The following is a 25,249-nucleotide window of genomic DNA, read 5'->3' as shown; positions in this document are numbered from 1 at the left end:
TTCGCCTTTGTCAAGGGGCAGCCTGCCCACCCAGGCGAAGAGGTCACCCGACTGCCACTGAGTTAGGCGCTGCCCTGGCCAACTTTCCAGCGGCAGTGATCATCGCTACGGTGAGGCACTCAGAGAGCTGAATCCTCGACTCCAAGTGGGGGGATGTTGTGGGCAGACGTCGCGGTTTCATCGCGGAGCTGAACTACCAGGCACAGCAGGCGGAGAGGCGCCGCCGGCAGCAGGAGGCGGCGGCCCATCGCGTGCATCTTGCGGCAGAGCGCGAGGTCGAGCGGTCCAGGAAGTCGTACGAGCGCGCCCAAGTGGCGGCGGCAAGGGCTTCTGCTGCGGAGAAGAAGGCTGCTGAGCGGGAAGCAGCAAGGCTCCTTCTGGAGTCCAAGCTCGCCAACGTTGCATCCTTGAACACCAATCTGGCGCGTGAGCTTTCCGACATCGACGGTCTGCTCTCTTGGGCTCTGAAGGTCGATGACTTCGTCGACCTGGAGTCGTTGAAGATCGCGAGGGTTGAGCATCCTCCGTTCAATCCCGGCCGCCTGGCCGTTCCTGCTCCGGCGGTTGTGGAGCCGCGGTACCCCCTGGAGCCTGTGTACCAGGAGCCCATCGCACCTACCGGACTGTCCGCAGTCCTCGGCGGCAAGAAGCGGCACCAGCAGGCTGTTGGGGAGGCCAGGGCCGCCTTCGACAGAGCTCACGGCGATTGGGCACGAGCCAAGCACGCTCTCCACAAGCGCTACCTTTCGGAACTGGCCGATCGGGAGAAGGCGGAGGCCATACGCCTGGCGGCGGTTTCCGCAGCCGAGGAGAAGTACAAGCTTGAATGCGCACAGCGCGAGGCTGAGGCTGCCGCTCGCAATGCCGAGGTCAGCAAGTTCATCAACGACCTTGCCTTCGACGTCGAATCAGCTATCCACGAGTATGTCGGCGTGATCTTGTCCAACTCGGTGTACCCGGACGTCTTTCCGGTGGAGCACGATCACGCGTTCACTCTCGCGTCGCGCGAGCTCACGCTGGCAGTCAACGTTCCGAAGCCATCGAGCATGCCCTCGGTGAAGGCGTACCGGTACGTGAAGGCAAAGGACGAGATCGCCTCGACAGAATTGCCCGTTCGCGAGAAGAAGGAACGGTACGCGAACGCGGTCTGGCAGGCCGCGGTGCGTAGTCTGCATGAGGTGTTCGAGGCCGATCGCGCTGGCAAGGTCCACACGATCGCGCTGACGGTCGGCACCAACACCGTTCATCCTGCTACCGGCCTCCCGATGACCGTTCCTCTTGTCGTTGTTGCTGCCGACCGCGAGACGTTCAACGGGTTCGATCTGACGAAGGTTGTCCCACAGGCCACCTTGGAGCACCTCGGTGCCGCGCTCTCGAAGTCGCCTTTCGACCTGGTTCCGGCCGACGTCAGTCGCGGCATCCGGGTGCGAGGACAGTGACGATGCGGTTCAACCCACCGCCTGGCTGGCCCACTCCGCCCGAGGGCTGGACTCCGCCTTCGGGGTGGAAACCCGACCCGGCCTGGCCGCCCCCACCCGAGGGTTGGCGCCTTTTCGTGCCCGACGAATTGCCGGAGGCGAGCAATTGGGTCGACGCGTCCGCCGTCAGGTCAACCACAGAGGCGTCCACGGACCAACCGCCAGGGTCACCGGATGCTCAGTCGAGTCAAACGTCCGCCAGTTCTCAGGTTGCACTGCCGTCGGGCGGCGTCGACCCCGCCCCGCTGCTGGCCCGGATCGCACGTCTCGAAGCCGCCCTCGCTGCAGCGCAAAGCGGCGTAGACGTGATCGACGTCAGCGATCAGCGTGCGCTCCAGGACGTCGGCATCTATCGCTACCACCACCCCCTGGAGAACGCGGCAGCCTACAAGCTGAGGCTCCGCGGACTCGAGGACAAGATCGACGACGCCATCAAGGGCGGACGGGCGATCCTCGCCAGCGACATGTTCACCTTCGACGGGTCTCTCGCCCGAGGCAGGAAGCTTGTCGGCGATCTGTCCAAGTTGATGCTGCGGGCGTACAACGCGGAGGCCGACAACTGTGTGCGCTCGCTGCGCTCGGGGAACGTACGCACCGCGCAGAAGCGGCTGGAGTCCGCTGTCACGGCCGTCGAGAAACTCGGGGCGATCATGGAAATGCGGATCAGCCCCGAGTATCACGCTCTGCGAGTCGCCGAACTCGAGCTGACGGCCGACTACCAGATGAAAGTCCAGGAGGAGCGCGAGCGCGCCCGCCAGGAGCGACAACTGCTGCGTGAACAGCGCCAGGCCGAGCAGGAGTTGGCTGCAGAAAAGGAGCGGCTCGAGAAGGAGCGGTCCCACTACGTCAGTGTCCTGGAGTCCCTCCGCGCCAAAGGAGACGACACTGCCGTCGCGGACCTCTCCCGCCGCCTCGTCGACATCGAAGAAGCGATCGCCGCCAACGACTACCGCATCGCCAACATCCGGGCGGGCTATGTCTACGTCATCTCCAACATCGGCGCCTTCGGTCCGAACATCGTGAAGATCGGCATGACCCGCCGCCTCGAGCCAATGGACCGGGTCCGGGAACTCGGCGACGCATCAGTGCCGTTCCGGTACGACGTCCATGCCCTGTTCTTCTCCGAGGACGCCGTGACACTGGAGTCCGAACTTCATAGATCGTTCGCCGACCGACGCGTCAACTTCGTCAACGAGCGACGCGAGTTCTTCTTTGCCACACCATCCGAGGTCCGAGCCCACCTCGCAGACCGGGTCGGCGGGCTGCTTGAGTTCACGGAGGAACCAGCGGCTCCCGAGTACTTCCAGAGCCGCAGCCGCTGGCCCCAGCACAACTAAGAGGGTGAATCGAGAGCGATTGTCTGTTTTGAGACGGAGGTTGGGCAGGGCACCCTGGTCGAGAGCGAGGCTGCCCGGATGCGGATGGCAGCCTCAACGAACTGGTATTCCTGTCCAGTTGAACTGCTAGTCGTCGAACTCGAAGCCCGAAGTCTTGGCCCGGGCGATGATGTCGCGGACCGCGTCGGGGCTTGTGATGACTGACTCAAGGGCGGTCTTGAGTTGCGCTAGGTCACTCGGAGTCCCGACAGCGCAGAACATGCCGGACTCGCTGTCGAAGTCGAGCGGCTCGGCGATGTCTGGCCAGGCAAGCCGCACGAGACCTTCCCAGAAGTACCCGTTCGGTTCGTGCCATGCATCGACTATCGCCATGTCAGCGGCCAGGCCGCCGACATCCAACGTTAGCGAGTGTTCGCCGTCGAAGTCATGAAGCGTGATGGTCACGGCCACGACCTTCTCACGCCCGGCATGGGCCGCCGGATCCGCCCCGGCGGCCCATCCGCTCCCTCACCGCTCTCGGCCCCGGTGAACCTCTCCGGTCACGGCACCAGCCACATCGCCCGCACGAGCGAGCCCGGCGACGACGCTCGCGGAGGCCTGGGCAGCAGCGTCAGGCGGAGTAGGTCGGCGAGATGCGCGGCGACTGGACGTTGCCCCAGTAGCCGTAGGAGCCGCCGGGAGGCGTGCCCCAGTAGCCGTACTGGAAGACGTAGGTTCCGTCGCCCGGGTAGTACGCGTTCCAGTTCACCGCGTAGTAGCCCAGGGGCGCCCAGCCGTTGCAGCCGTAGTCGTGGACCTCTGTGGTGGACCCGTTGGAGTTCACGCGCAGGAGTTGTGCGCAGGCGTCCGTGCCGATCTGGCCGTCGTAGACGCCCAGCGACGGGACCAGGCCGCCGTCGGCGTTGCTGTATCCGCACGCCGACATCGTGACCTGGCCGGGCCCGGTCCAGTCCGCGCGGCAGTTGCCCGACGTCCCCGGCGGGTCGGCCTGCGCGGCGCCGGTGCCGATCGCGAGGGAGCCGGCTGCGAGTGCGGCAACCGCCGTAGTGCGGGCGATGTGACTCAGCTTCAAGGCAGAATCCTTCTCTTGTGTGGCCGGATCCGCCGTGCGTGCAAGCGCGGCAGCCCCGATTTCGTGCCGCTCCGCCCGGTCCGGCGCGAAGCAGCGGAACCAGGTTGATCGCAGGGACTCGGCGCGGTCCCGTTTCCCGTACGAATCCGTACGCCCGCTCCTAGAATCGCCTTGTCAGGGCACGGCTTCACGACGCGGGGGGCATCGTGGGAGAGCAGCGCGGCGTACTGCCGGATCCGGGCAGGGCCGAGGATCTTGCCGAGTTCATCGGCTTGCTGGGCGAGTTGCGTACGTGGGCGGGCATGCCCTCGTACCGAGTGCTGGCAAAAGGAGTCGGGCCGCTTCTGCGGCCCCCGCGCGTCGTGTCGGCCACGACGGTCGCCGACGTGTTCAAGGTCGGGCGGCGCCGCCTGGATCTGGACCTCGTGGTCGCGGTCGTCCGGGCGCTCGGCGTCGACGAATCGGCGCTCGACCGGTGGCGCCAGGCCTGCGTCACGGTCCACGCGCAGGCCAAGACCGGCGGCCCGGTCGGCGTCCTCGGCCAACTGCCCACGGAACTGGCCACCTTCACCGGCCGCCGCGACGAACTCACCCGGCTGATCGCGCAGGCCACGAACCCGCGCAACGGTGACGGCTCCGGCCCGAACACGGTGGTGATCTCCGCGGTCGAAGGGATGGCCGGCGTCGGCAAGACCCAACTCGCCGTCCACGCCGCCCACAGGCTCGTCCGCGACGGCCACTTCTCCGACGTCCAGTTGCACGTCAACCTGCGCGGTTTCGACCCTGAACTTCCACCCGCGGACCCCTCCGCCGTCCTGGAGGCGTTCTTGCGGCAGCTCGGCGTGCCCGCCCAGCAGATCCCCGCCTGCCGTGAGGAGCGGGCGGCTACGTTCCGCGACCGTCTACGCGACCGCAGCGCGCTGGTCCTGCTGGACAATGCCGCCGATGAGGACCAGGTCCGCGACCTCATCCCCGCCGGCCCCGCCTGTCTGGTCCTGATCACCAGCCGCCGGAGCCTGATCGGTCTCGACGGCGTCACGCCGCACCTGCTCGACACCTTCACCGACGCCGAATCACTGGAGTTGCTGGGGCGGATAGCGGGCCGCGACCGGGTGGCGGCCGAACCCGAGGCAGCCGCCCGCATCGTCGAGCACTGCGACGGTCTCCCCCTCGCGGTGGCACTGACGGCCGCCCGACTCCGCTCCCGACCAGCGTGGAGCCTCGCTGACCTCGCCTGCCGGCTCGAAGCCGGTCGACTGGAGGCGCTCCGCGCCGGCAGCCGCGCCCTCACCCCTGTCCTCGAGCTCTCCTACCGAGACCTCACCGAGCCGCTGCAACGTGTCTTTCGCCTCCTCGGCCACCACCCCGGACCCGACTTCACCCCGGCCATGGCCGCCGCCCTCGCCGACATCCCCGCCCACCAGGCCGAAGACGCCCTCGACCAACTCCACGACGAGAACCTGATCCGCCAGAACACCCCCGGTCGCTACGAACTGCACGACCTGCTGCGTGCGTACGCCGCTGAACTCGCTGAAGCCGAGCCGGATCCGGATCCCGTCGCGCCGCTGGCCCGGCTGCTCGACTACTTCGAGACCACCGCCCGCCGCGCCGACGAACTGCTGACGCATCACAAGATGCCGCTCCCGCCCGCCTCCGGCTCGCGCCCTGACGTCGGACTGCCCGATCGGAGCGCGGCACTGGCCTGGATGCGGACGGAACGCGAGAACCTGATCGCGACAGCGGGCCAGGCCCAGCAAACCCACCCGTCGCGCTGCCTGGCACTCGCCCAGGTGATGGGCACATTTCTCCAACTGGACGGGCCGTGGCTGCGCGCGTCCGCCTTCCAGGGCGACATGCTGGCGCTGGCGCGGCGCTGCGGTGACGGACTCGCGCTGGCCAACACGCTGTGGAACCTGGGTCGCCTCGGCCTCACCACCGGTCAGTACCACCAGGCCGCCGGGCACCTCGCCGAGGCAGTGGACGCCTACCGGAGCCTGGGGCAGGACTTGGGCGAGGCCAACGCGCTGTGGGACCTGGGGCGTGCCAGGCAGTTCACCGGAGCACTCCACCAGGTCGGCGAGCTGTACGAACGGGCCCTGACCCTGTATCAGGGACTTGGCGAACACGCCAGTGAAGCCAACGTGCACCACGAACTCGCCCGCGTCCGCCATCTGACCGGCGACGACGATGCCGCAGTAGCCCTCGAAGGCCAGGCTCTCGAAGGGTTCCGCCGCGCCCTGAACCGCCTCGGCGAGGCCAACGCCCTCATCGGACTGGCCCGGATCCACCAGGCCACTGGACGGCTGGACCTCGCCGCCGACCTGTTCGGCCAGGCGAACGACGTCTACCGCGAACTCGGAAGCCGTCTCGGACAGGCCAACGCCCTCACCGGCACCGCCCGCATCCACCACATACAAGGGCGCCTTCACACCGCCAAGGAGCTCTACGAAGCCGCACTGGTCGAGTACCGGGACATCGGCGGCCGCCAAGGCGAAGCCAACACCCTCCACGACCTGGGCCGGGCTGAACAGGATCTCGGCCACCCCGACACCGCGGCTGACCTGTACCGCCAGGCCGAAGAACTCTTCACCGCACTGGACGACCCCCACGGCACCGCGCAGGTGCTCAACAGCACGGGCACACTCCACACCGTCATGGGAAACCCGCACGAAGCCCTGCCCCTGCACCGACGAGCGCTCGACCTCGCACGCGCTACCAACACCCCCACCGAAGAGGCCAAAGCACACGAAGGCATCACCCGCGCCCTCACCGCCAGGCTGGTGACTTCAGTGCCGCGCAAGCGGCGTTGGTGACGACCCACGGTCCCGCACGCGGGCGCGAAGGTCACCACCGCGGGTCAGGCCCGGTCCGGTGACGTGGTGAACGAAGGTCACCAGCGGACCCACGCCGCCGGATTACCCTTCCCGTCGCCGGTCCCAAGCCGGTCGCGTGCCGCTGCACGGCGCCGGCGGATGCGCCATCTAGGATCGGCAGCACGCTTCATCCGGTGGCGAGAAGGAAGAGACAGGTGCGCGCGTGATCGCGCTGGCAGTCACGATGGCCACACTTTTCGTCTGGTCGCTCGTGGCCGGCCGCCTGGCGCGGTGGAGTGTCACGGCGCCGGTCGCGATGACGGCCGCCGGAGTGGCGCTGACGGTCGGGCCGCATCCCCTGGTGCGCATCCATCTCACCACCTCGAACGCCGAGCACGCGGTCGAGGTCATCCTCGCCGTCCTGCTGTTCATCGACGCCACCGAGGTGCCCGCCGGGGCGATCCACAAGCAGCGGACTCTGCTGACCAGGCTGCTGGCCTGGGGCCTGCCGCTGACGCTGGCGGTGGCCGCCCTGCTCGGGAAGCTGCTCTTCCCCACGGGCGGCTGGTGGCTGGCAGCGCTGTTCGCGACGGTGACCGTGCCCATCGATCTGGCGCCCGCGGCCGAGCTGATCCGCGACTCACGCCTGCCCCCGTGGCTGCGGGGGGTACTGACGGTCGAGAGCGGGCTGAACGACGGGATCGTCGCCCCCGTGTTCCTGCTGTGCCTGGCCGGCTTCGAGGCGCACGGCGTGCCTGCGCACCACGCCACGGGCGAGGTGGGCGCGGCCTTGACCGCCCTGCCGTGGGCCGTGGCCGCCGGCTTCCTGGTCGGCGGGCCAGGCGGCTGGCTGCTGCGGCGCTCCTGGCGCGCGAAGTGGACGCGCGAGTCGGCCGTACGCCTGGGCATCGTGGCACTGCCATTGGCCGCCTACGCGCTCGCGAACACCCTGGACGGAAACGGCTTCGTCGCCGCCTTCGTCGCCGGGCTCAGTTTCACCCCGGCCTCCCGCGCCCTGCCGCACAAGGCACTGCACCTGGTCGAAGACCTCGGAACCCTGCTCTCGCTGGCACTGTGGTTCGTCTTCGGCGATGTGGTCACCACGGCGTTCACGGGCAACTTCAACGCGAATGTCGTGGTCTACGCCCTCCTGGCACTGACCGTGGTGCGGATCGGGCCGGTGCTCCTCTGCCTGACGGGCAGTGGGCTGGACTGGGCCGACCGCTGGCTGCTGGCCTGGCTCGGCCCCCGCGGCCTGGCCTCCATCGTGTTCGGCCTGCTCGCCTTCATCAGTCTGGCCGACACCGACCCGCACGCCGCTGACCTGGTCGGCCAAGTGATGACGATGACGGTCCTGATGAGCCTGGCCCTGCACGGACTCACCTACGGCCCCCTGGCCGCCAGATACGCGGCAGCCCGCTCCAGGACGGCAACAGCGGCAGAAGCACACGGATAGCCGCGAAATCGTGCACCCGGTCAAGTGCGACAGCGCAGCGTGGCCGAGTAGGAGAGGCGCACACCGGCTGCTCTCCGCGACTCAGAGCTGGACTGCGAGCCGCGGCCACGGCCTACCCGAAGGGCGTCCGGTCCGGTTGGCAGACGGTGCCGTTGGCGGGGGTGACGAGATCGACGAGGTAGCGCACCCTCGCCTCGTCGACGCATGTGCTGGGGACCTGGTAGCTGGGGTGGCCGTAGCCGTTCAAGGTGAGCAGCACCGCGTTGCCGAGTCGCCGCTGCGCCGCCTGGGCGTTGCGGTAGCCGGTGGCGGGGTCGTAGCGGGCGTTGATCAGCAGGATCGGGGTTCTGGTCCTGGCGTTCCACGGTCCGGTGTAGCGGTCGGCGTCGGGGGACGGCCAGTGCGAGGCGCACGGCGACCACAGCCACCAGCCCAGCACCGTGCCCCACAGCTTGCTGGTGTCGGTGAAGTCGGCGATCTGTCGGGTCCAGGCGGAGGACGGGACGCGGGCCGCGGCGTCCGCACACGAGATCGACGACGAGGTCGTCGCGCCGACGCCCAAGGCCTCGGGTGTCTGCAGGGCCTCTGCCGCTGTCTTCAGGTTCGACGCGTCGCCGCTCACCGCGGCCTCGAGGTCCTTCGCGAAGGCGGGCCAGGTCAGCGGCGACCGCAGCGGGGCGAATGTCGAGACCTGTAGGTCGCCGTAAGTGAGCACGCCCGGCGGGTTGGCGTGGTGCGCGGGGATCGGCGCCCGGCGGGCGGTGGCGAACAGCCGCGTCACGCGCTGTGCGACCGTGTCGCCGTGGCCGGCGAGCGCGCAGCGCCCGGGACCCGCCTGCTGGCACAACGTCTCGAACTGAGCCAGCACCTCGTCGGTGGAGGAGACGGCGCTGGTGATGTTCGCCTCCATGCTGGTGGTCTGGGCCACCGTGTCGACGATGCCGTCGAGCATCATCGCCCGCACCCGGTCGGGGAACAGGTTCGCGTAGGTCTGGCCGATCATGGAACCGTAGGACAGGCCGACGTAGGTGAGCTCGGGGTCGCCGACCAGGGCACGGAGGCGGTCGAGGTCGCGGGCGGTGTCGGCGGTGGAGATGTGCGTGAGCAGGTCTCCACTGAGCTTGGCGCACCGGGACGCCAGCTCTTCGGCCTTGTGCTGGTACGCGACCGATTCCGCCGGGGTGCTGGGGATCGACACGCCCTTCCAGAACTGGTCCTGCTCATTGCTGCTGGTGAAGCACTGCACGTGGGTGCTGTCGTTCGAGCCGCGCGGGTCCCAGCCCACCACGTCGAAGCGTCCGCCGCCGAACGTGTCGAGCTCCGCTCCCGAGTCCCGTACCAGCCCGACCCCGCTCTGGCCCGGGCCGCCGGGATTCACGAACATCGACCCGATGCGCGCGTCCGGCCGGCTCGCGAGACGACGCATGACGGCCAGTTCGATCTGCCTGCCGGTCGGCCGGTTCCAGTCCAACGGCACCGGGACCCGCGCGCACTGGAACTCCCTGCCCAGTCCACTGCAGCTCGTCCAGGCGATCGCGCCCGGCCGGGACCCGACATCGGCTTGGGCGTCGTGCGGGCCGGTCGACGTGCACGCGGCTGCGGCCAACGACACCAGAACGGCCGCGACGGCCAGCCCCGCACGCCGTCCCCATCCAGCAGCCCGCAGGGACGGTGGGGCGGTCCCAGTAGTCATCCCTCGGCCGATCCTCGGCTCAGCATCCAACCTGCCCACGCCAGCATCCGGCGCGAGCAGGCGACGACCGTGACGGCTCGCCGATCCCCGTCCGCAACCCACCCGCTTGGTGCACCCGCCGCGCTCAGCTCCGCCTCGTCACGCCAGAGGCCTCGGACCGGACCGGGCGGCCTTGCTCGGCTTGTCGGACAACGGCGCCTCCCTGCTCTCCTTCCGTCGCCGACACGGCGAGCCAGGAAGGGAAATGACGCCGGTACAGGGGACGATCACGAGACCCGCAGCGGTGGTCGCCGTGGGACAAGCGAGGAGGTTGAGATGAGTGCGGGACTTGCCGGCAAGGTCTGCGTCGTCAACGGGGCGGCCAGCCTGATCGGCCAGGCCGTCGCGGAGCGGTTCGCGCGTGAGGGCGCGGTCGTGGTCGGCGTGGACAAGGTTCAGCACGCCGTCGGCGCGCACACGGTGCAGGCCGACCTCACGGACGAGGCCCAGGTCGAGGAGGTGTACCGGCAGATCGTGCGCGAGCACGGCCGGCTCGACGTCATCTACAACAACATGGGCCTGATGGACCGGGGCGACCACTCCGTCCTCGACATGAGTCTGCAGACGTGGCGCAACGCGCTGGACGCGAACCTCACCAGCGTCTTCCTCTCCTGCAAGCACGGCATCCCGCACCTGCTGACCACCGAACCGGCCGGCGGCAGCGTCATCAACGCCGCCTCGTTCCTGGCCGCCGTCGGCTCGGCGACCGCGCCGATGGCGTACACCGCCGCGAAGGCCGGCGTCGTCCAGCTGAGCAGGGACCTGGGCGTCCACCTCGCCCGCAGCAACGTCCGGGTCAACGCGGTGCTGTTCGGGCCGATCGAGACCCCGCAGCAGCGGGCAATCCTGGAACGTGACCCCAGCGTCCTTCAGAAGCGGCTCGTCCACTGGCCCATGGGCCGCTTCGGCACACTCGACGAAGCAGCGGGGACCGTCGCCTTCCTCGCGAGTGACGACGCCGGCTTCATCACCGGTGCTGCCATCCCACTCGACGGCGGAATCACCGAAGCCTTCACCGTCCCCGAATGACAACCTGCGCGCCCTCCCCGCCGCGAAGCGTCAGCGGTCACGCGCGGCGCGACAGCGCGGGTCGGCGTCAGCTGCCGATGGTCTTGGCGAACGTGCGCTTGAGCGGCGGCAGGGCGTTGGTGGCGCCGATGCCGCCCATCGGGGTCATGTTGTGGATGGCGTCGCCGAGCAGGGTGACGCGCGAGGGGGTCCAGGCGCGGACGGGCTAGGCGGAGCGGTCGGCGGCGTAGGCCCAGAAGACGTAGTCCTGGGTGTTGTCGAGCAGCACTCCAGCCGGGGCGGGGGCGGCCGGATCGCCGACGGCCCGGCAGTCGCCCTCCCAGACGGCGGTGAACATGAAGGCGTCGGCCGGCGGCATGATGTTGTGCACGTCGCGCCTCTACGAGCCTCCGCCGCAAGACGGATGCTCAACTCCCCTGGTTCGCCATAGGATCCGTGCAGACTGAGCCCAACTCATCCACGGGGGAACTGATGAAGCTCCGCACGTCCGCCATGCTCGGCGCCGGCCTGCTCGTCGCCATCCTGCTCTCCGCCAGCGGCGGGGCCGGCAGCGTCAACAGCGCCGACACCCTGCAGAACGGCCCGAACTACTTCACGGCCAGCCCGGCCGCGCCCGCGACGGCGTACGGCCTTGTCGCCAACCCGGACGCGACGGCCACCGAATACGGCCTCCTGTAGCGGACCAGAACTCGGCCCGGCGGGCCGACACCGACCGCGCCACCGCCCCGATCTGCACTCCGCGGATCGGGGCTGGCGTCAGGAGGTGGAGCTCTTGCCGATCAGCCACCAGCGCTGGATGCCGGAGCTGTCCAGTGTCAGCGGCACGCCGTCGACGTTCTCCTGGGTGGCCGCGAACTGGCTGCTCTGCCAGAGCGGGACCACGGGCACGTCCCGTGCGATGTCCTGCTGGATCTGTGCGTAGTCGCTCTTGGCGTCCTCGCGATTGGTGTGCGCCAGGCCGTCGGCGATCAGCGCGGCGGGAGCGGTGTAGCCGTTCTGGGCGGCGTTGTGCGGGCCGACGAGCGGGGCTATGTAGTCGTCGATGTCGAGGTAGTCGGAGTACCAGGTCAGCGAGTAGGCGTCGAAGGTGTGGTTGTCCAGGATCGCCGCCGCAAGCTTGGGGTGGGTCACGTAGTCGTGCAGGGTGACCTTGAAGATGCCGCCGGCTTCGAGCTGCTGCTTGATGAGCCCGGCTTCCTGCGCGATGGCCTGGTCGCCCCTGCTGTAGTACGCGAAGGTGAACGGCACCGGGAGCGCCACCCCGGCGCTCTTGAGCTGCTGGCGGACCTTGTCCGCACTCAGCGGTCGCTGGCCGTAGGTGGAGAAGCTGCTGGTCGCGTCGGCGATGATGCTCGGGACGATGGTGTACGCCGGGGAGACCAGGTGACTGAAGGCGTTGTCGGCGATCGCGCCGCGGTCGACCAGTTCGGCCACCGCGCGCCGCACGGGCTGCTTCGCGAAGACGCCTGACGCGGTGTTGAGCACGATCATGTGGATGCCGCCACCGGGGCCGGAGTCGACCTGGAGGCCGGTGCCGAGCTGCTGGTCCTGCTGCATGCTGACCACGTCGGAGACGTTGAGGTCCGCGATGACGGTGTCGACCTGGCCGTCGTCCAGCGCCTTCTTGGTTCCGACCTGGTCCGGGTAGTACCGCAGGTCGATCCCCGAGTTGCGCGGGGTCGCGGCGGCTCCCTTGTAGCTCGGGTTCAGGGAGAGTTCGACCTCGCTCGGGGACTTGCCGGCGCCGGAGCCGGTGAAGGTGACCGAGTCGATCTTGTAGCGGCCGGAGCCGACGACGCCGGTGTAGTCCGGGGCGGCTTCCTTGGCAGCGGGAAGGGTTTTCGGGTCGATGATCGAGGCGACGCCGGAGGTGAGCTTGGCCGGCATGGTCGCGTCCGGTGACTTCAGATGGAAGACGACCGTGTTGTTCCCCTGCGTCTCCACCGACGCGATGGTGGCGCTCAGGATCGCCGCCGGACCGTTCGGGTCGTTGATCGCTATGACGCGGTCGATCGAGTACTTGACCGCCTCGGCGTTCAGCGGGTCGCCGTTGGAGAACGTCATGTCCGGGCGCAGGACGCACGTGTAGGTCTCGTCGGCGTGACCGGTGTAGCCGCACGACTGGGCCGCGTCCGGCTGCGGGGTGTCCGATCCCGGACGGTAACTCATCAGGCCCTGGTAGACGTTGGAGTAGAGCGTCCACGCGCCGATGTCGTAGGCCTGCGCCGGGTCGAGCGTGGTGTAGGCGTTGGCCGAACCCACCTTGATGACCACGGGCGGTGCCCCCGGAACCGGACTGGTCGGCCCCGAGGAGGCGCACGCGGCGGTCGTCGTGATCAGGCCCGTACAGGCGAACGCTGCTGCCATTCGCTTGGCTGCTGACATGGTGTTCGGCATCTCCAAAATCGTGAAGTGAGCAGCCTCCCACGCAAGTCGCACAAACCATGCAATCACTCCCGGACTGACACCCGCTCAAAACGTGCCCCACCAGGCCCGATATGTTCATATAGATCCTATAAATCCAGTCTTGTCATGACGTTTAGTACCTGGGCGGAAGCTCAGCGTGCCTCTGCGCATCCCTTGGGCTCGCACCGAATAGCGCTCTGACCAGGCAATATGTGCACATCCAGTGGATTTCGAATGGATTACGTGGAGGGTGTGCCGAAGCACCCATCCGACGCCGCCCGTGGCGCAGGGCTCTTCGCGCCGGAGGTCAGGCCGTTGCCCCTGCGGCGTCGCGGGTAGGCGAGGGCGACAGCCGCGGTGAGGCAGGCTGCGCCCACCACGGTCAGGTCCCAGGGCGCCTTCCTCGGACGTCCACGGCCACAAGGGACGGCCGGAGGCCTCAGTTCCTCCGATCGGTGCATAGCCGGGGTGACTCTCCGCAGGGACGGCACGGCGGTCGACATACTCGCCCACTCAGCGGAAATGCAGAGCGTGGAGAGAAACACCGACCACACCCGACCCACAAGCCGCCCCCCGCCACTCCCGGCACGCCCACCGCCCCGGGCGACGAACACACCCAGCGCCCGCGGGTGCCCCGGCGACCAGTGACACGACCGAAAACAGCACCGGAACCGGGAACCACCGCCCCCACCGACCGACCTCGCCCCGCACCGGGCACGACGGAAATCCGGGTCAACAGGACAAGAGCACACCGGGACACCACGCGCACCGAAACACCACCGACGACGTGACACCGGAAGCAACGGTACGACCGCGTAGTGTCACACGACCCCGGTGGCGCCTTTGTCAAGGACCCCTATCAGGACTGAAGCCAGAACAACCTTGAGTCCCGCTCGAACTGCACTTACTCTCGTGATCATGACAAGTATTCGTGCACTCGGCCCGGAAGAATCGTTTCTTGTCAAACTGAACCCCACCGTCCGGAAACACCCGGACCCGGGAACCAGCCCCCGACCCGCGCTCGCCGCCCACAACGGAACCGACACCGCGCACGCGCTGTACGACCTCGCCGTCAAAAACCCGGCCTGGCACCCCGACGACGCCACCACCAGCCACGGCTGGACACAACGCGAACTCGACCACGCCGCCGACAAACTCCACCGCCTCGGCCTGTTCGCACCCAGCGACCACACCCCCAGCGGCTGGATCGCCCTGGCTCCTCAGCACGCGCTAGGCGACCTCGTCCAGGACTTCGAGACCCAACTCGCCCAATTCACCACCACGCTCGCCAACACCTGGGAAAACGCCTACGAAGTCCTCACCGGATACCGCACCACCTACATGACCCACCACGAGGACAACCGCATCCACATCCTCGACGACCCCCACCACATCAAAGCCGCCCTCGAAAAGGAACTCAGCACCACCACTTCCGAACTCCTCCTCCAAGGCACCGGAGACGAATTCACCAGGGCCCTCACCCCTACTCTCCACTCCCTCCTCGATCGAGGGATCCAGATCCGCTTCGTCATCCGCACCGCCACCACCCATGCCCCCCACGCCGCGCAACAGCTCCACCACCTGCTCCAGAACGGCGCTCAGGGACGCAGCCACCCCGTCCTCCCCCTCAGCTTCGCCCTGATCGACCACACCACCACCCTCCTGCACATCCCGCACGACGCCACCACTCCCCAAACACCCAACCCTCCGCCGTCGCGCCTCCTGATCGCCCACAGCCCGGTCGTCAACCACATCCTCCGCACGCTCTTCCACCACTACTGGACCCACGCCACCCCGCTCACCCCCCAAGGCACCAAGAGCCTCAAACAACACCCGCCCACAACCCCACCCACGGACCGAACAGACCCCGAGCGCCAGACCGACCCCGGAGACCCCGCTCCCCACCAGCCCCCGCCGCCGCACGACACCCACACCACGACCCTGCTCCACATGCTCGCCAACGGACACACCGACCAGGCCATCTCCCACCACCTCGGCATCCACGAACGCACCGTGCGCCGCAAGATCGCCCAGCTCACCACCCAGCTCCGCGCCAACAGCCGCTTCCAAGCAGGCGTCAACGCCACCAAAGCCGGCTGGCTCAACAACACCACCCCCACCACCTGACACAACCCAGCCCGAGCGTGCACCCCACCAGGGAGTGCCGACGGCACGTCACTTGGCCAGGGGGAATGCGCACGTGGGGCTGACGCCGGCTGTGGACCCACCCAGGGGCCGCGCGCAGCACTCGCGCAGGCAGGCAGCGACGGCGACAACGACGTCACCGTCCCTGACCGGACAGCGCAGGAGCCGGCCAGGGGGCCGGTCTAGGGCGCGACGCGGTCACCCGCGAGACGTGCGTGCAGGTGCTCGTCGTGCAGCTCGCCGTCCCCGTAGCGGTACGAGGAGCGCAGCTCGCCCTCCAGCACGAACCCGGCCTTCACCGCGACCCGGCAGGAGGCGTGGTTCTCCCGCCCGTGCAGCAGTTGCAGCCGCGTGAGATCGAGGGTGGCGAACGCCCAGTCGGTGACCGACATCAGCGCCGCGGTGGCGACGCCCTGGCCACGGGCCCACGGCGCGACCCGGTAGCCGATCTCGGCGGAGGAGTTGCGCCGGTCGATGTCGGACAGCGATATCGTCGCGAGCAGCGCGGGCTCGGCCGCGTCGAAGACGCCCCACACCGCCGAGGTCCCGCCGTTCCAGCCGGACCAGCGTTCGCACCAGGCCCGCGCGCTGTCCTCGTCGCTGACCGTGGTCAACCCGTTCCACAGCCGGATCTCGGGGTCCTGCGCCATCGCCAGTACATCCCGGGCCTCGCGCAGTGAAGGCGGACGGAGCCGGTAGCGGGCGCTGACGATCTCCACGGGCTCCAGTGAAAGATCAGGTGTAGCCATGCCGCGTATTGTGCCGGACACCGGCGCGCCCGCCTGCGGCGCGTGGACCGGAGTCACCTGGTGACCTTAGGAACAGGCCGCCAGGTGACTCGGTCAGTGGCTCCGGGTGTTCACGCCAGCGAACGAATGACCTCCAGCGCCAGGTCGATCTCCGCCGGGAAGTTGACGATGCCGGCGGACAGGCGCACGTGCGGGACGCCGTAGGGGGTGGCATTGGCGATGACCCGGTTGTGACGCAGGGTCTGCGCCACGTCCCGGGGGCTGTGGCCGTCCACGTCGAAGGTGACGATGCCCGCGGAGATGTCGGGGTCGAGCGGCGTGTGCAGGGTGACGTGCTTCATCCCGGCCAGGCCCACCTTGATCTGGCTGTTCAGCTCGGCGATCCGGTCGTGGACGCGCTTGCGTCCGATCTGCTGGTGGAAGCGGAACGCCTCGGCGGCGGCCCACTGGTGCTCGTACGAGAAGAACCCGCCCGGGCTGACCCACGCCGCTTCGGTCGGGCCGACCGGCAGCCGGTCCTGTCGCCATGCGTCGGCGGTCTCCCGGGTCATCAGGCTGGGGATGGTCGGCCGCACGAGTGCCCAGTTCCGGGGCTCCGCCCAGACGATGCCGGTCCCGCGCGGTCCGAGGATCCACTTGTGCGTGCCCGCCGAGAAGAAGTCGCAGCCCATCCGTGCGACGTCTTCGTCCGCGACACCGAACCCGTGGACCCCGTCCACCACCAGCAGGACGCGGTCGTCCTCGTCGCGGTTCTTGTTCAGGTCGGCCAGTGCGGCTGCGAAATCGGCGAGCGGCAGCCTGACTCCGGTGTTGGAGTGGACCCAGGCGACACCGAAGACCCGGGTGTTCGGGCGCACTGCCGCGCACATCCGGGCGATGGCCTCGTCTGCGGAGAAGTTCAACGACGACTCGTAGAGCGGGATCTGACGCATGCTCGCGCCCGACTTCTCGGCAGCCAGGCGGATCGACTCGTAGTGCGGGTAGAACTCGTGCGTGGTGGTGAGGATCTCCTGACCCGGCTTCAGGCTCAGGCCGTTGTAGATCAACGCGAGGCCCATGGTGGTGCTGCTGGTCAGGGAGATCTCGTTCGGCTGCCCTCCGACGTAGTTCGCGGCGGCGGCGCACACCTCACGCCACAGCATGTCCTCGTCGCGCCCGAACATGTTGTCGTCGAGAAAGCCGTGCGGATCCTCGTCGAACGCCCTCCGGTAGCGGGTGATGGCGTCACGCACGGGAGTGGGGTTGGAAGCGAGATAGAAGTTCGAGAGGTGCACCAGCTCCGGCGACAGCAGGAACTGGGCGCGGACGGATTCCCAGTCCCCCGGATCGAACGCTCCGCCGTCGACGGCGAGCGCCGTGTCGGATGCGACGTGGGACAGGGTCGCTGGCTGTGAGAGAGACATGAGGAGTCCTCCGTGAAGTCGGCGTGTCAAGGGTGGGCGTTCAGTGGACCTCTGACGGCGATTCCGCCGGTCGGACCGTCGCCCGACCGGTGTCGCCGTGGGACGGTGGCTCGCCGTGGGACGGCGGTTCGCCGTGACTCGGGACGCGCGCGTCAACGGCCCAGACGGCCAGCGCGCAGGCCGCGAGGACGGCTCCGAGGAGGCAGGAGCCCGTCCAGCCGTGAGCGGTGGACACGGCCGTCGTGGCGGCCGCGCCGAGGGCGGAGCCGAGTGAGTAGAAGACCATGTAGCTGCCGATGAGTCCGCTGATGCGGTCGGGGAAAGCGGTGGTGAGCAGGTGTTGGTTGCTCACATGGACGACCTGGACGGCGAAGTCGAGCAGGACGATCCCGAGAACGAGGATCCACAGCGACCAGGTCAGCTGCGCGGTCGCCGCCCACGAGAGGATGAGCAGGATCAGGGCAAGGCCGGTGAACAGCCTTGCCCGGCCCGCGTCCGCCCACCGTCCCGCGCGTGCCGCGCCGAGGGCCCCGGCGAGGCCGGCGAGGCCGAACAGACCGATCTGGGTCTCGTTCAGGTGCCAGGGCGAGCCCGCCAACGGCAGGGACAGCCCGCTCCAGAGGGTTCCGAACGAGGCGAACAGGAAGAAGGCGATGAACCCGCGTGTCAGGAAGGCCCGCCTGCGGAACAGGCCGCCCAGTGCGGCGATGGCCTGCCGGTAGCTCGCGGGACGGTCGGAGCGCTCCTCCGAGGGCAGCACCGCCAGGACGAGTGCCGCGAGGGCGAGCGACAGCAGCGCGAGCAGGAGGTAGAAACTGCGCCACCCCCACGCCTGGGCGACCGCGCCGGTGACGACTCGCGCGCCGAGGATGCCCACCACCACGCCGGAAGTGACGACGCCGATGTTCCGTCCGCGTTCGGCCGGCGGGGAGACCGAGGCGGCGTAGGCCACGGTGGTCTGCACCACGACCGCGAACATCCCGGCCAGGGCGAGGCCGACGAACGCCACCCATGCGGTCGGCGCGGTGGCCGCGAGGATCATGCCGAGCGCGGTGATCGTCAGGTGGGCCGTGATGAGTCGCCGCCGGTCGAGCATGTCGCCCAGCGGGACCAGGAGCACCAGTCCGATCAGGTACCCGCATTGGCCGATCGCGACGATCCACCCGGTGAGCCCCGCCGGCACCCCGAGATCGTGTCCCATCGGCGCGAGGACCGGCTGCGCCGCGTAGATACTCGCCACCGCCACGGCACAGACCGTCGCGAGCAGCAATCGCCGCCAGGCGTTCATCGTACTCCTCAATGAGTAGCGAATTGCAACTGATTCGACGCTACGGCATGATGGTTTTGATTCGCAACTCATCGGGAGATCCGCAACCCATCGGAGGTGTCATGCCAACCACCGCACTGCGCGCCACCGGCCCCGAGTGGACCGACCCCGACTGCCCCGTCGCCCGCACGGTCGACCTCGTCGGCGACCGCTGGAGCCTGCTGGTGATCCGTGACGCGATGGACGGCGCGCGGTCCTTCACCGAGTTCCAGCGACGCACCGGCATCGCGCGGAACATCCTCACCGACCGCCTGCGCAAGCTCACCGCGTACGGGGTGCTCGCTCAGGAGGTCGCGACCTCGGGCCGTCGCAAGGAGTACGTGCTCACCGAGGCCGGCCGCGATCTCTTCCCGGTCGTCCTCACCCTGCGGCAGTGGGGGGAACGGCACGCCTTCGCGCCCGGCGAGGCTCACTCCCTGCTCGTGGACGAGCACGGCGACCAAGTCCTGCCGTGCACGCCGACCAGCGCCGAGGGCGTTCCGCTCACCGCGGACAACACCCGCGTGCAGAAGACCCGGTAGCACCGCTGAGTTCGTGGTCTGCGGATTCCTGGCCTTCGGGCATGTCCTCCGCCCGCCCGGCCAGTTCCGTCCGCAGCAGGTCCAGGCCCATCGGGCCGAGGCCGAGCGCGTGCTGATGGAACCGCTTCAGGTCGAACGCGGAACGCTCGCGCCGCCGTGCCGCCTCCCGCGCCTCCAGCCAGACCCGCTCGCCGAGCTTGTAGGCGAGGGCCTGGCCGGGGCGCCCGAGGTAGCGGTCGATCTCGAACTCGACGAACCCGGTCGGGCCCAGCCCGCAGTAGTCGGAGAGGAACGCACGTCCCAGCCGAGGTGTCCACCGCTCCCCCTCGGCGAAACCGGCGCCTGCGGGGATCCGTAGGCGCAGGTGCAACCCGATGTCCAGCACCACCCGTGCGGCGCGCAGCAGCTGACCGGTCGCCAGCATTCCCAGCCGATGCGCGGGGTCGGTCAGATGGCCCAGCTCGTCCATCAGTCGCTCGGCGTACAGGCCCCAGCCCTCGCAGTGCCCCGGATGCAACTCGGAGGAGAGGCGCTGGAAGCGGTTGAAGGCGGCCGTGTTCAAGGTGGTCATGCCCAGCTGCAGATGGTGGCCAGGGACGCCTTCGTGGAACAACGTGCTCGGCGCCGACCAGGTGGGGATCGGCGCGCCCGGATCTCTCAACGGCCACTCGACCGTCCCTGGCCGTGACAGGTCCTCGCTGGGCGGCAGATAGGTGGCCGGTCCGCTGGTGAGAGCGATCCGGCAGTCGATCCGACGCAGCGGCTCGGGGATCGCGAAATGCGTTCGGTCGAGATCGGCGATGGCGCGGTCGGCGAGCTCCTGAAGCCAGTCGCGGAACGCCTCCGTGCCCGTGATCTGGTAGCGAGGGTCGCGGTCGAGCCGCGCCAGCACCGCCGGGACCGGTTCTCCAGGGGCGATCCGCGCGGCCGTGCGGACCATCTCCCGCTGGACCCTGGCCAGTTCGTCCCAACCCCAGGCGTAGGTGTCGTCCAGGTCGAGCCGGGTGCCCAGGAACTCGCGCACGCCGAGGTGGTAGCGATCCGGCCCGAGGGCGTCCAGCTGCGGTGCTTCCGTGGCGAGTTCTTCGGTCAGGTAGGCCGTGAAGCGGGTCAACGCCTCGTTCGCCTCAGCAACTGCCGTGTCCAGCGCGGCCCTTGGCACAGCGTCGGCACCGGCGCTGACTCCGCCGCCGACACCGGCCGACAGACCCCGCAGGTACCGCCGCATGTCCCGGCAGTCGCGGGCGTTGCGGACGACCTGGCGCAGCGGCGCGATCCGGCCGCCGCGCCGCGCGGCCTCCAGGCTCTCGCGCAGGCCCGCCAGCGTCGCGGGGACGGCCCGCAGGCGCGCGAGCAGCGCGTCCCAGCGGGTGTCGACGCCTCGATCCAGCAGCCCGATCGACTGACGGATCCGTTGGATCGGGCCGTCCAGTGTGTCCAGCAACGGGTCGTAGGCGCCCGCGCCGGAGAGCGCGATCTCCGTGGAGAGCCGTTCCCGCAGCACCGCCGCCGCGATGCGCTCTCTTCTCCCCGCCACCGGCGTGCCGTCGAGCGCGGTCAGGGTGCGACGGGCCAGCTCCGCCCGCGCGTGCGCGGCGCTCGGGCCGAAGTCGGTGAGCCGCTCCTCCTGCCCGGTCATGCCCATCGACGAGGCCAGGCAGGGGTCCAGTGCGGCCAACTGGTCCATGTACCGGTCGGCGAGAGCGTTGAGGCCGGTCACGCGGGGACCTGTTCCGGTGCGGCGGGGACGCTCGGACGTGCGCGGACCGACAGCGAGTGGAACAGGTCCCGGATCCAGTCGCGGGTGTCCTCGGGGGTCTCGCCCGCGACAACCCCGGCGAGGACCGTCTCTCCGGCCTGGTAGGTGATGTGGTCGGGCAGCGGCGCACCGGACGGCAGTTCGTTCCAGGTGACCACGCGCGGGCTGGCCCGGAACGCCTCGGCTCCGTCGAGCCCTCGGTAGTCCCGTCCGGTCAGATGGTGGCCGGGGTGGACGAACCAGCCGTACCAGCGCCGGTCGGCGGGTGGTTCGGGCAGCGTCCCGGCGATGGGCTCGCCGAGCAGGGTGCGCAGTTCGTACGACGGCAGGTGGACGCCGGTCGCGAGCTCCACGGTCGACACGACGTCGGCGCCGCCGACCCGGTTGCCGACCTCAAGGAAGACCAACTCGTCGTCGTGGACGATCCCTTCGAGATGGAAGCTGCCGTCCTCGATTCCCACCGCGTCCAAGGCCCGTGACACCCAGGCGCGGGTCGGGTCGGACACGCCGACCTGGAACGATCCCATCGGGCGGCCCTGCGCGTACTCCAGGCAGGTGCCCACGTACTCGCTCGCGCTGAGCACCAGGACCTGGCCGCCCTGGACCAAGCCGTCGAAGTGCCGGATCGGCCCGGAGAGGAACTCCTCCACTTCGAAGTCGTCGACCCCGCTGCCGGCGTCGAGCCGGGCGACACCGGTGCGGCCGTTCGTGACCGCCGTGGCGACGCGCGCCGGTGTGTCGAACACGAGCACGTCCTCGCTGGAGGCGCCGCGATGGGGCTTGAGGACGGTTCGGCCCGTCCAGGGTGCGTGGCCGTTCTGCCCGAGAAAGCGCCGCAGGGGCAGGAAGCGCGGCACGCGAAGACCGGCGTCGTCGACGGCCTGCTTCATCAGGACCTTGTCGCGGGCCAGCAGCACCTGCTCCACCGGGGCGCCCGGGACGCCGAGATACTTGCGCAGCCGGGCGGCGTCGAGCAGTTCGTACTCCGAGACCGAGATGATCCGGTCGAAGTCACGGGGCGCGTCGGCCAGCCAGTCCCGGGCCTCGTCGAACGCGGAGCGGGAGCCGGCACGGCTCACCCGCTCGCAGCGCAGATCGGGTGGGAGCGTGGCCAGCGCCTGGTCGGTTCCGTAGTAAGTGACCTCGTGCCGGTCGTGGGAGATCCCCCGGTGGTATTCGATCTTGAAGTACGGCACCCGGTGCAGGACGAGAATCTTCATCAGGACCTCTCGACGGGAGTGGCGAGAACGCCGTCCAGGGCGTCGACCCACGCTTCACGGAGCATGTGGACCACGGAGCGGATGTCGGCGCTGCCGCCGTGCAGCACGACGCAGCCCTGTGCCGCGAAGTCAGCGTTGTCGCGGGCGACGGCGTGCAGGTGTCTGCGCTCGCGGGACAACCAGGAGAACTCCGTCACGGTCAGCTCTCCGTCGACCAGTCCGAGCCGCTCCCCGGTGGCCTGGACGGCGTCCGTGAACGGGTCAGCGCCGACCGGGAGGTCGTCCGGGCCGAACCAGCGGTCGCTGCCGACGCCGAGCAGCACCGTGGCCGCCGAGCGGCCGGGCACCAGAGACGGCGTCTCGGTTGCCGTGCCGAACGCCGCGTCGACCCAACGGCGGTGGAGGTCGACGCCGTAAACCCATCGGGCCAGCGACCAGATCTTCATCCCGCCCGGCCTGCGGTTGGGCTCGACGACGGCGGCATACCGCCCGTCGTCGCTCAGCTTGATCTCGTTGTGGAACGGACCGTCGCACTGGCCGACCAGCCAGTTCGCCTGACGGCCCGTCCGCTCCAGCGTCGCGCGCTCCTGGTCGGTCACCACCGCCGGGAGCACCTGCGCGATCTCGACCGGGTACCGGCCAGGCGCGCTCATCTTCTCGGTCAGGAACGTCAGCGAGCCGAGCCCGTCGAAGGAGAACTCGCGCCGGTACGGGATGAACTCCTCGCAGACGACGCCGCCCTCCAGATACGGAAGTACCTCACCGAAGGCCGCCGTCAGGTCGTCGCCAGGGCGCACCACGACGACGCCCCTGTTGTTGCCCTCAGCCGCAGGCTTGACCACGAAGCCCTCGGGATGCGCCCGCGCGAAGTCCCGGAGCTGGTCGAGCGAGGCGATCTCAGCGAACGCCGGCACCATGACCCGCTGCGCGGCCAGCAGCTCGGCCACGCGCGCCTCACCCAGCCGGTAGCGGTATTTGGAGAACGCCCCCTCAGCCAGATGCGAGCAGTCCACCGGGACGCCGAGCCGCTCCAGGAGCTCCGCCCCGCTGCGCACGGCGTTGTCGGAGAAGACGATGCCCGCCTTGATCCGCTCGCGCCGGTCGTCGAGGAGCTTCGCCCCGATCTCGCTGAAGTCGTCACGCAGCGGATCGAGGTCGATCACCTCGTCAGCGAGGTAGCGGTCCGCCTCGGTGGGTTCGGAGCGGACCAGAACCACCGTTGCCCCGTGGCGTTCGCGGGCGTAGTCACCGAGGTCGCGGACCTCGTCGATCCGGCTCAGGTTGTAGTCGACGATGAGGAGAATTGGCCTGGTCATCCGCGCTCCGTCTCATACGTGATCTCGATCGCGCGCTCGGAAGCGGGCAGCAGCTCGGGAAGGACGGCGTCCCGTTCGGCGCAGGGCATGCGCCACAGCACCTGACCGAGGAAGACCTCTCGCGAGGAGGACTCCACCACGTCGCCGGGCTTGAGCAGCACGTGCGACACGGCGGGTCGGAGCGGGAGGTCGTCGTTCAACCCCACCTGAAGGATCTTTCCGGGGTCGGCGAAGAAGACCCGGAAGAACGTCGCGTCGCCGCTCGGGGTGACGCCGTCAGGCCTGAACGACACGTCCCTCAGCGCCTTGAGGAATCCGGCCGGCAGGTCAGCGGCGAGCAGTGAGCCCAGCCAGAGGTCGAGCAGGCTGGGACCGCCGGTCAGCGCCGCCACGCTCGGCGATATCAGACTGCCGCCGACGCGTGGATTGACCTCGATCAGGTCCCACCCGGCCGGGGCGTACCGCGCCTCGATGTGGAAGCAGCCCCAGTCGAGGCCGAGGTTGCTCAGCACGCCCGCCACCCAGGCGATCCCGGCGCCGGTCTGCTCCTGCGACAGGCTCACCGGCGGGCTGACGCACGCGTTCTCGAGGACGGTGCCTTCGGTCTCCGTCACCTCGCACTTCTCGTGCACGGCCACCACATGCGGGGCACCGTCCACGACGATGACCTCGAAGCTGAACTCCCGCCCCGGCACGTAGTCCTCGACGAGGAACTCCATCCCGAGGCCTTCGCTGTGACCCTCGCTCGGACCCGCGCTCGTGGCTGGGCCGGGGCTTGGGCTTGGGCTTGGGCTTGGCTGCACGGGATCGGTCGGCTGCGGGTCGGCGGCGAAGACGCTCGCGTAGACGGTGTCGGCGCGGGCCTCGGCGGCCATGCGCTCCAGGTCGTCCCAGGTCGTGGCGGCGGTCAGCGGAAAGGCGCCGAAGGAGGCGATGCCGCTCACCGGCTTCACGAAGTATCGGCCGCCCTCGCGCTGGCGTTCGGCGAGCGTCTCGGGGTTGAGTGCGCATGCTCGGCCGCGGCTGAGGCCGGCGTCGGCGATGAGGTTCCGTAGCGTCAGCTTGTCGCGCAGATCCAGAACCTGCTTCTCCGCCAGGTCCGGGACCCCGAGGCGGGCGTTGGCCAGCGCCATCAGGTGCCGGTAGCCCTCCCAGACCGTGAGGCAGCACCGCACCCGGATGCCCGTGTCCGACAGTGCGTCGAGGTACTCCTCGACATCCCTGGGGGTCAGTACGTGACGGTCGGTCACCCGAAGGTCGTCGGCCAGATCCGCCAACTGCTGCGGCCTGTCCTGCTGGTGCTGTTCCTCCGGCAGCGAGCTGAGCACGTAGACCCTCAGCCCCCGCTTCCTGACCGTGGCGACAAGGTCTTCCATGAACGAGAACCCGACATGGCTGAGCAGTAGCACTCCGTTGGCGTTTTCCGTGCTCATCCGGCCTCCTCACCGGGGGGTGGGGGCGCGGCCCGATCGCGCCGCGCCCCCAC

The 25,249-nt window shown here is 69.2% G+C and carries 20 protein-coding genes; 8 read left to right on the top strand and 12 right to left on the bottom strand.

Annotation, left to right across the window (positions count from 1 at the left end; translation table 11 throughout):
• Positions 1-158 precede the first annotated feature (158 nt).
• Both I2501_RS32875 and I2501_RS40835 read left to right on the top strand, forming a co-directional pair.
• Positions 159-1,439 (top strand): hypothetical protein, encoded by a 1,281-nt coding sequence (locus I2501_RS32875; RefSeq protein WP_196197970.1) that lies wholly within the window; start codon positions 159-161, stop codon positions 1,437-1,439.
• Positions 1,440-1,555: 116 nt separating this feature from the next.
• On the top strand, positions 1,556-2,815 hold the full coding sequence (locus I2501_RS40835; RefSeq protein WP_215910204.1) for a DUF4041 domain-containing protein: 1,260 nt from the start codon (positions 1,556-1,558) through the stop codon (positions 2,813-2,815).
• Positions 2,816-2,941: 126 nt separating this feature from the next.
• Here I2501_RS40835 and I2501_RS32865 read toward each other — a convergent pair whose 3' ends face one another.
• On the bottom strand, positions 2,942-3,259 hold the full coding sequence (locus I2501_RS32865) for an Imm51 family immunity protein (RefSeq protein ID WP_196197968.1): 318 nt from the start codon (positions 3,257-3,259) through the stop codon (positions 2,942-2,944).
• Positions 3,260-3,425: 166 nt separating this feature from the next.
• Positions 3,426-3,887: a hypothetical protein gene (locus I2501_RS32860; RefSeq protein ID WP_196197967.1), complete on the bottom strand. Its 462-nt coding sequence runs from the start codon at positions 3,885-3,887 to the stop codon at positions 3,426-3,428.
• 206 nt (positions 3,888-4,093) lie between these two features.
• On the opposite strand from I2501_RS32860, the gene I2501_RS32855 reads away from it, so the two are divergent.
• Both I2501_RS32855 and I2501_RS32850 read left to right on the top strand, forming a co-directional pair.
• On the top strand, positions 4,094-6,700 hold the full coding sequence (locus I2501_RS32855; protein WP_196197966.1) for an ATP-binding protein: 2,607 nt from the start codon (positions 4,094-4,096) through the stop codon (positions 6,698-6,700).
• Positions 6,701-6,923: 223 nt separating this feature from the next.
• Positions 6,924-8,156: a cation:proton antiporter domain-containing protein gene (locus I2501_RS32850; protein WP_196197965.1), complete on the top strand. Its 1,233-nt coding sequence runs from the start codon at positions 6,924-6,926 to the stop codon at positions 8,154-8,156.
• Between the two features lie 112 nt (positions 8,157-8,268).
• Here the strand turns inward: I2501_RS32850 and I2501_RS32845 are convergent, their stop codons facing one another.
• On the bottom strand, positions 8,269-9,849 hold the full coding sequence (locus I2501_RS32845) for an alpha/beta fold hydrolase (RefSeq protein WP_196197964.1): 1,581 nt from the start codon (positions 9,847-9,849) through the stop codon (positions 8,269-8,271).
• Between the two features lie 315 nt (positions 9,850-10,164).
• On the opposite strand from I2501_RS32845, the gene I2501_RS32840 reads away from it, so the two are divergent.
• Entirely contained in the window at positions 10,165-10,917 is a 753-nt protein-coding gene (locus tag I2501_RS32840; protein ID WP_196197963.1) for an SDR family oxidoreductase, read from the top strand.
• Between the two features lie 205 nt (positions 10,918-11,122).
• Here I2501_RS32840 and I2501_RS32835 read toward each other — a convergent pair whose 3' ends face one another.
• Positions 11,123-11,287 (bottom strand): hypothetical protein, encoded by a 165-nt coding sequence (locus tag I2501_RS32835; protein ID WP_196197962.1) that lies wholly within the window; start codon positions 11,285-11,287, stop codon positions 11,123-11,125.
• Between the two features lie 101 nt (positions 11,288-11,388).
• On the opposite strand from I2501_RS32835, the gene I2501_RS32830 reads away from it, so the two are divergent.
• A complete protein-coding gene (locus I2501_RS32830; protein ID WP_196197961.1) occupies positions 11,389-11,595 on the top strand; it encodes a hypothetical protein in 207 nt (68 codons plus the stop codon).
• A gap of 78 nt (positions 11,596-11,673) precedes the next feature.
• Here I2501_RS32830 and I2501_RS32825 read toward each other — a convergent pair whose 3' ends face one another.
• On the bottom strand, positions 11,674-13,284 hold the full coding sequence (locus I2501_RS32825) for an ABC transporter substrate-binding protein (protein ID WP_196197960.1): 1,611 nt from the start codon (positions 13,282-13,284) through the stop codon (positions 11,674-11,676).
• 957 nt (positions 13,285-14,241) lie between these two features.
• On the opposite strand from I2501_RS32825, the gene I2501_RS32820 reads away from it, so the two are divergent.
• On the top strand, positions 14,242-15,450 hold the full coding sequence (locus I2501_RS32820; protein WP_196197959.1) for a LuxR C-terminal-related transcriptional regulator: 1,209 nt from the start codon (positions 14,242-14,244) through the stop codon (positions 15,448-15,450).
• Positions 15,451-15,650: 200 nt separating this feature from the next.
• Here I2501_RS32820 and I2501_RS32815 read toward each other — a convergent pair whose 3' ends face one another.
• The 3 genes from I2501_RS32815 to I2501_RS32805 form a co-directional block, all read right to left on the bottom strand.
• Positions 15,651-16,217, bottom strand: coding sequence for a GNAT family N-acetyltransferase (locus I2501_RS32815; RefSeq protein ID WP_215910203.1), 567 nt, complete (start codon positions 16,215-16,217; stop codon positions 15,651-15,653).
• A 110-nt stretch (positions 16,218-16,327) separates the two neighbouring features.
• A complete protein-coding gene (locus I2501_RS32810; protein WP_215910202.1) occupies positions 16,328-17,620 on the bottom strand; it encodes an aminotransferase class V-fold PLP-dependent enzyme in 1,293 nt (430 codons plus the stop codon).
• Between the two features lie 40 nt (positions 17,621-17,660).
• Positions 17,661-18,908 (bottom strand): MFS transporter, encoded by a 1,248-nt coding sequence (locus tag I2501_RS32805; RefSeq protein WP_196197958.1) that lies wholly within the window; start codon positions 18,906-18,908, stop codon positions 17,661-17,663.
• Between the two features lie 101 nt (positions 18,909-19,009).
• On the opposite strand from I2501_RS32805, the gene I2501_RS32800 reads away from it, so the two are divergent.
• Positions 19,010-19,468: a winged helix-turn-helix transcriptional regulator gene (locus I2501_RS32800; RefSeq protein WP_196197957.1), complete on the top strand. Its 459-nt coding sequence runs from the start codon at positions 19,010-19,012 to the stop codon at positions 19,466-19,468.
• Here I2501_RS32800 and I2501_RS32795 read toward each other — a convergent pair.
• Genes I2501_RS32795 through I2501_RS32780 form a run of 4 tightly spaced genes read right to left on the bottom strand, consistent with a single transcriptional unit; the run spans position 19,431 to position 25,196 of the window.
• Positions 19,431-21,188, bottom strand: a complete 1,758-nt coding sequence (locus tag I2501_RS32795; protein ID WP_196197956.1) for a DUF885 domain-containing protein — start codon at positions 21,186-21,188, stop codon at positions 19,431-19,433. The genes I2501_RS32800 and I2501_RS32795 overlap by 38 nt on opposite strands.
• The gene (locus I2501_RS32790) at positions 21,185-22,447 is read right to left on the bottom strand and encodes an ATP-grasp domain-containing protein (RefSeq protein WP_196197955.1); all 1,263 of its coding nucleotides are present in this window, start codon (positions 22,445-22,447) and stop codon (positions 21,185-21,187) included. The genes I2501_RS32795 and I2501_RS32790 overlap by 4 nt, the downstream gene beginning before the upstream one ends.
• A complete protein-coding gene (locus tag I2501_RS32785; protein ID WP_196197954.1) occupies positions 22,447-23,763 on the bottom strand; it encodes an ATP-grasp domain-containing protein in 1,317 nt (438 codons plus the stop codon). The genes I2501_RS32790 and I2501_RS32785 overlap by 1 nt, the downstream gene beginning before the upstream one ends.
• Positions 23,760-25,196 carry an ATP-grasp domain-containing protein gene (locus tag I2501_RS32780; protein WP_215910201.1) on the bottom strand — a complete coding sequence of 479 codons (1,437 nt, stop codon included), beginning with the start codon at positions 25,194-25,196 and terminating at the stop codon, positions 23,760-23,762. Before I2501_RS32780 ends, I2501_RS32785 begins: the two co-directional genes overlap by 4 nt.
• Positions 25,197-25,249: the final 53 nt, after the last annotated feature.

Origin of the sequence: Streptacidiphilus fuscans, from assembly GCF_015690355.1 — a bacterium.
GTDB classification, from domain to species: Bacteria; Actinomycetota; Actinomycetes; order Streptomycetales; family Streptomycetaceae; genus Streptacidiphilus; species Streptacidiphilus fuscans.
This window is presented reverse-complemented; position numbering and strand designations above follow the sequence as displayed.

Bases quoted from the DNA above. Each gene is read 5' to 3' on its own strand.
- I2501_RS32845 (WP_196197964.1), bottom strand. From the start codon at position 9,849: ATGACTACTGGGACCGCCCCACCGTCCCTGCGGGCTGCTGGATGGGGA.
- I2501_RS32840 (WP_196197963.1), top strand. From the start codon at position 10,165: ATGAGTGCGGGACTTGCCGGCAAGGTCTGCGTCGTCAACGGGGCGGCC.
- I2501_RS32830 (WP_196197961.1), top strand. From the start codon at position 11,389: ATGAAGCTCCGCACGTCCGCCATGCTCGGCGCCGGCCTGCTCGTCGCC.
- I2501_RS32825 (WP_196197960.1), bottom strand. From the start codon at position 13,284: ATGGCAGCAGCGTTCGCCTGTACGGGCCTGATCACGACGACCGCCGCG.
- I2501_RS32820 (WP_196197959.1), top strand. From the start codon at position 14,242: ATGACAAGTATTCGTGCACTCGGCCCGGAAGAATCGTTTCTTGTCAAA.
- I2501_RS32815 (WP_215910203.1), bottom strand. From the start codon at position 16,217: ATGGCTACACCTGATCTTTCACTGGAGCCCGTGGAGATCGTCAGCGCC.
- I2501_RS32810 (WP_215910202.1), bottom strand. From the start codon at position 17,620: ATGTCTCTCTCACAGCCAGCGACCCTGTCCCACGTCGCATCCGACACG.
- I2501_RS32805 (WP_196197958.1), bottom strand. From the start codon at position 18,908: ATGAACGCCTGGCGGCGATTGCTGCTCGCGACGGTCTGTGCCGTGGCG.
- I2501_RS32800 (WP_196197957.1), top strand. From the start codon at position 19,010: ATGCCAACCACCGCACTGCGCGCCACCGGCCCCGAGTGGACCGACCCC.
- I2501_RS32790 (WP_196197955.1), bottom strand. From the start codon at position 22,447: ATGAAGATTCTCGTCCTGCACCGGGTGCCGTACTTCAAGATCGAATAC.
- I2501_RS32785 (WP_196197954.1), bottom strand. From the start codon at position 23,763: ATGACCAGGCCAATTCTCCTCATCGTCGACTACAACCTGAGCCGGATC.
- I2501_RS32780 (WP_215910201.1), bottom strand. From the start codon at position 25,196: ATGAGCACGGAAAACGCCAACGGAGTGCTACTGCTCAGCCATGTCGGG.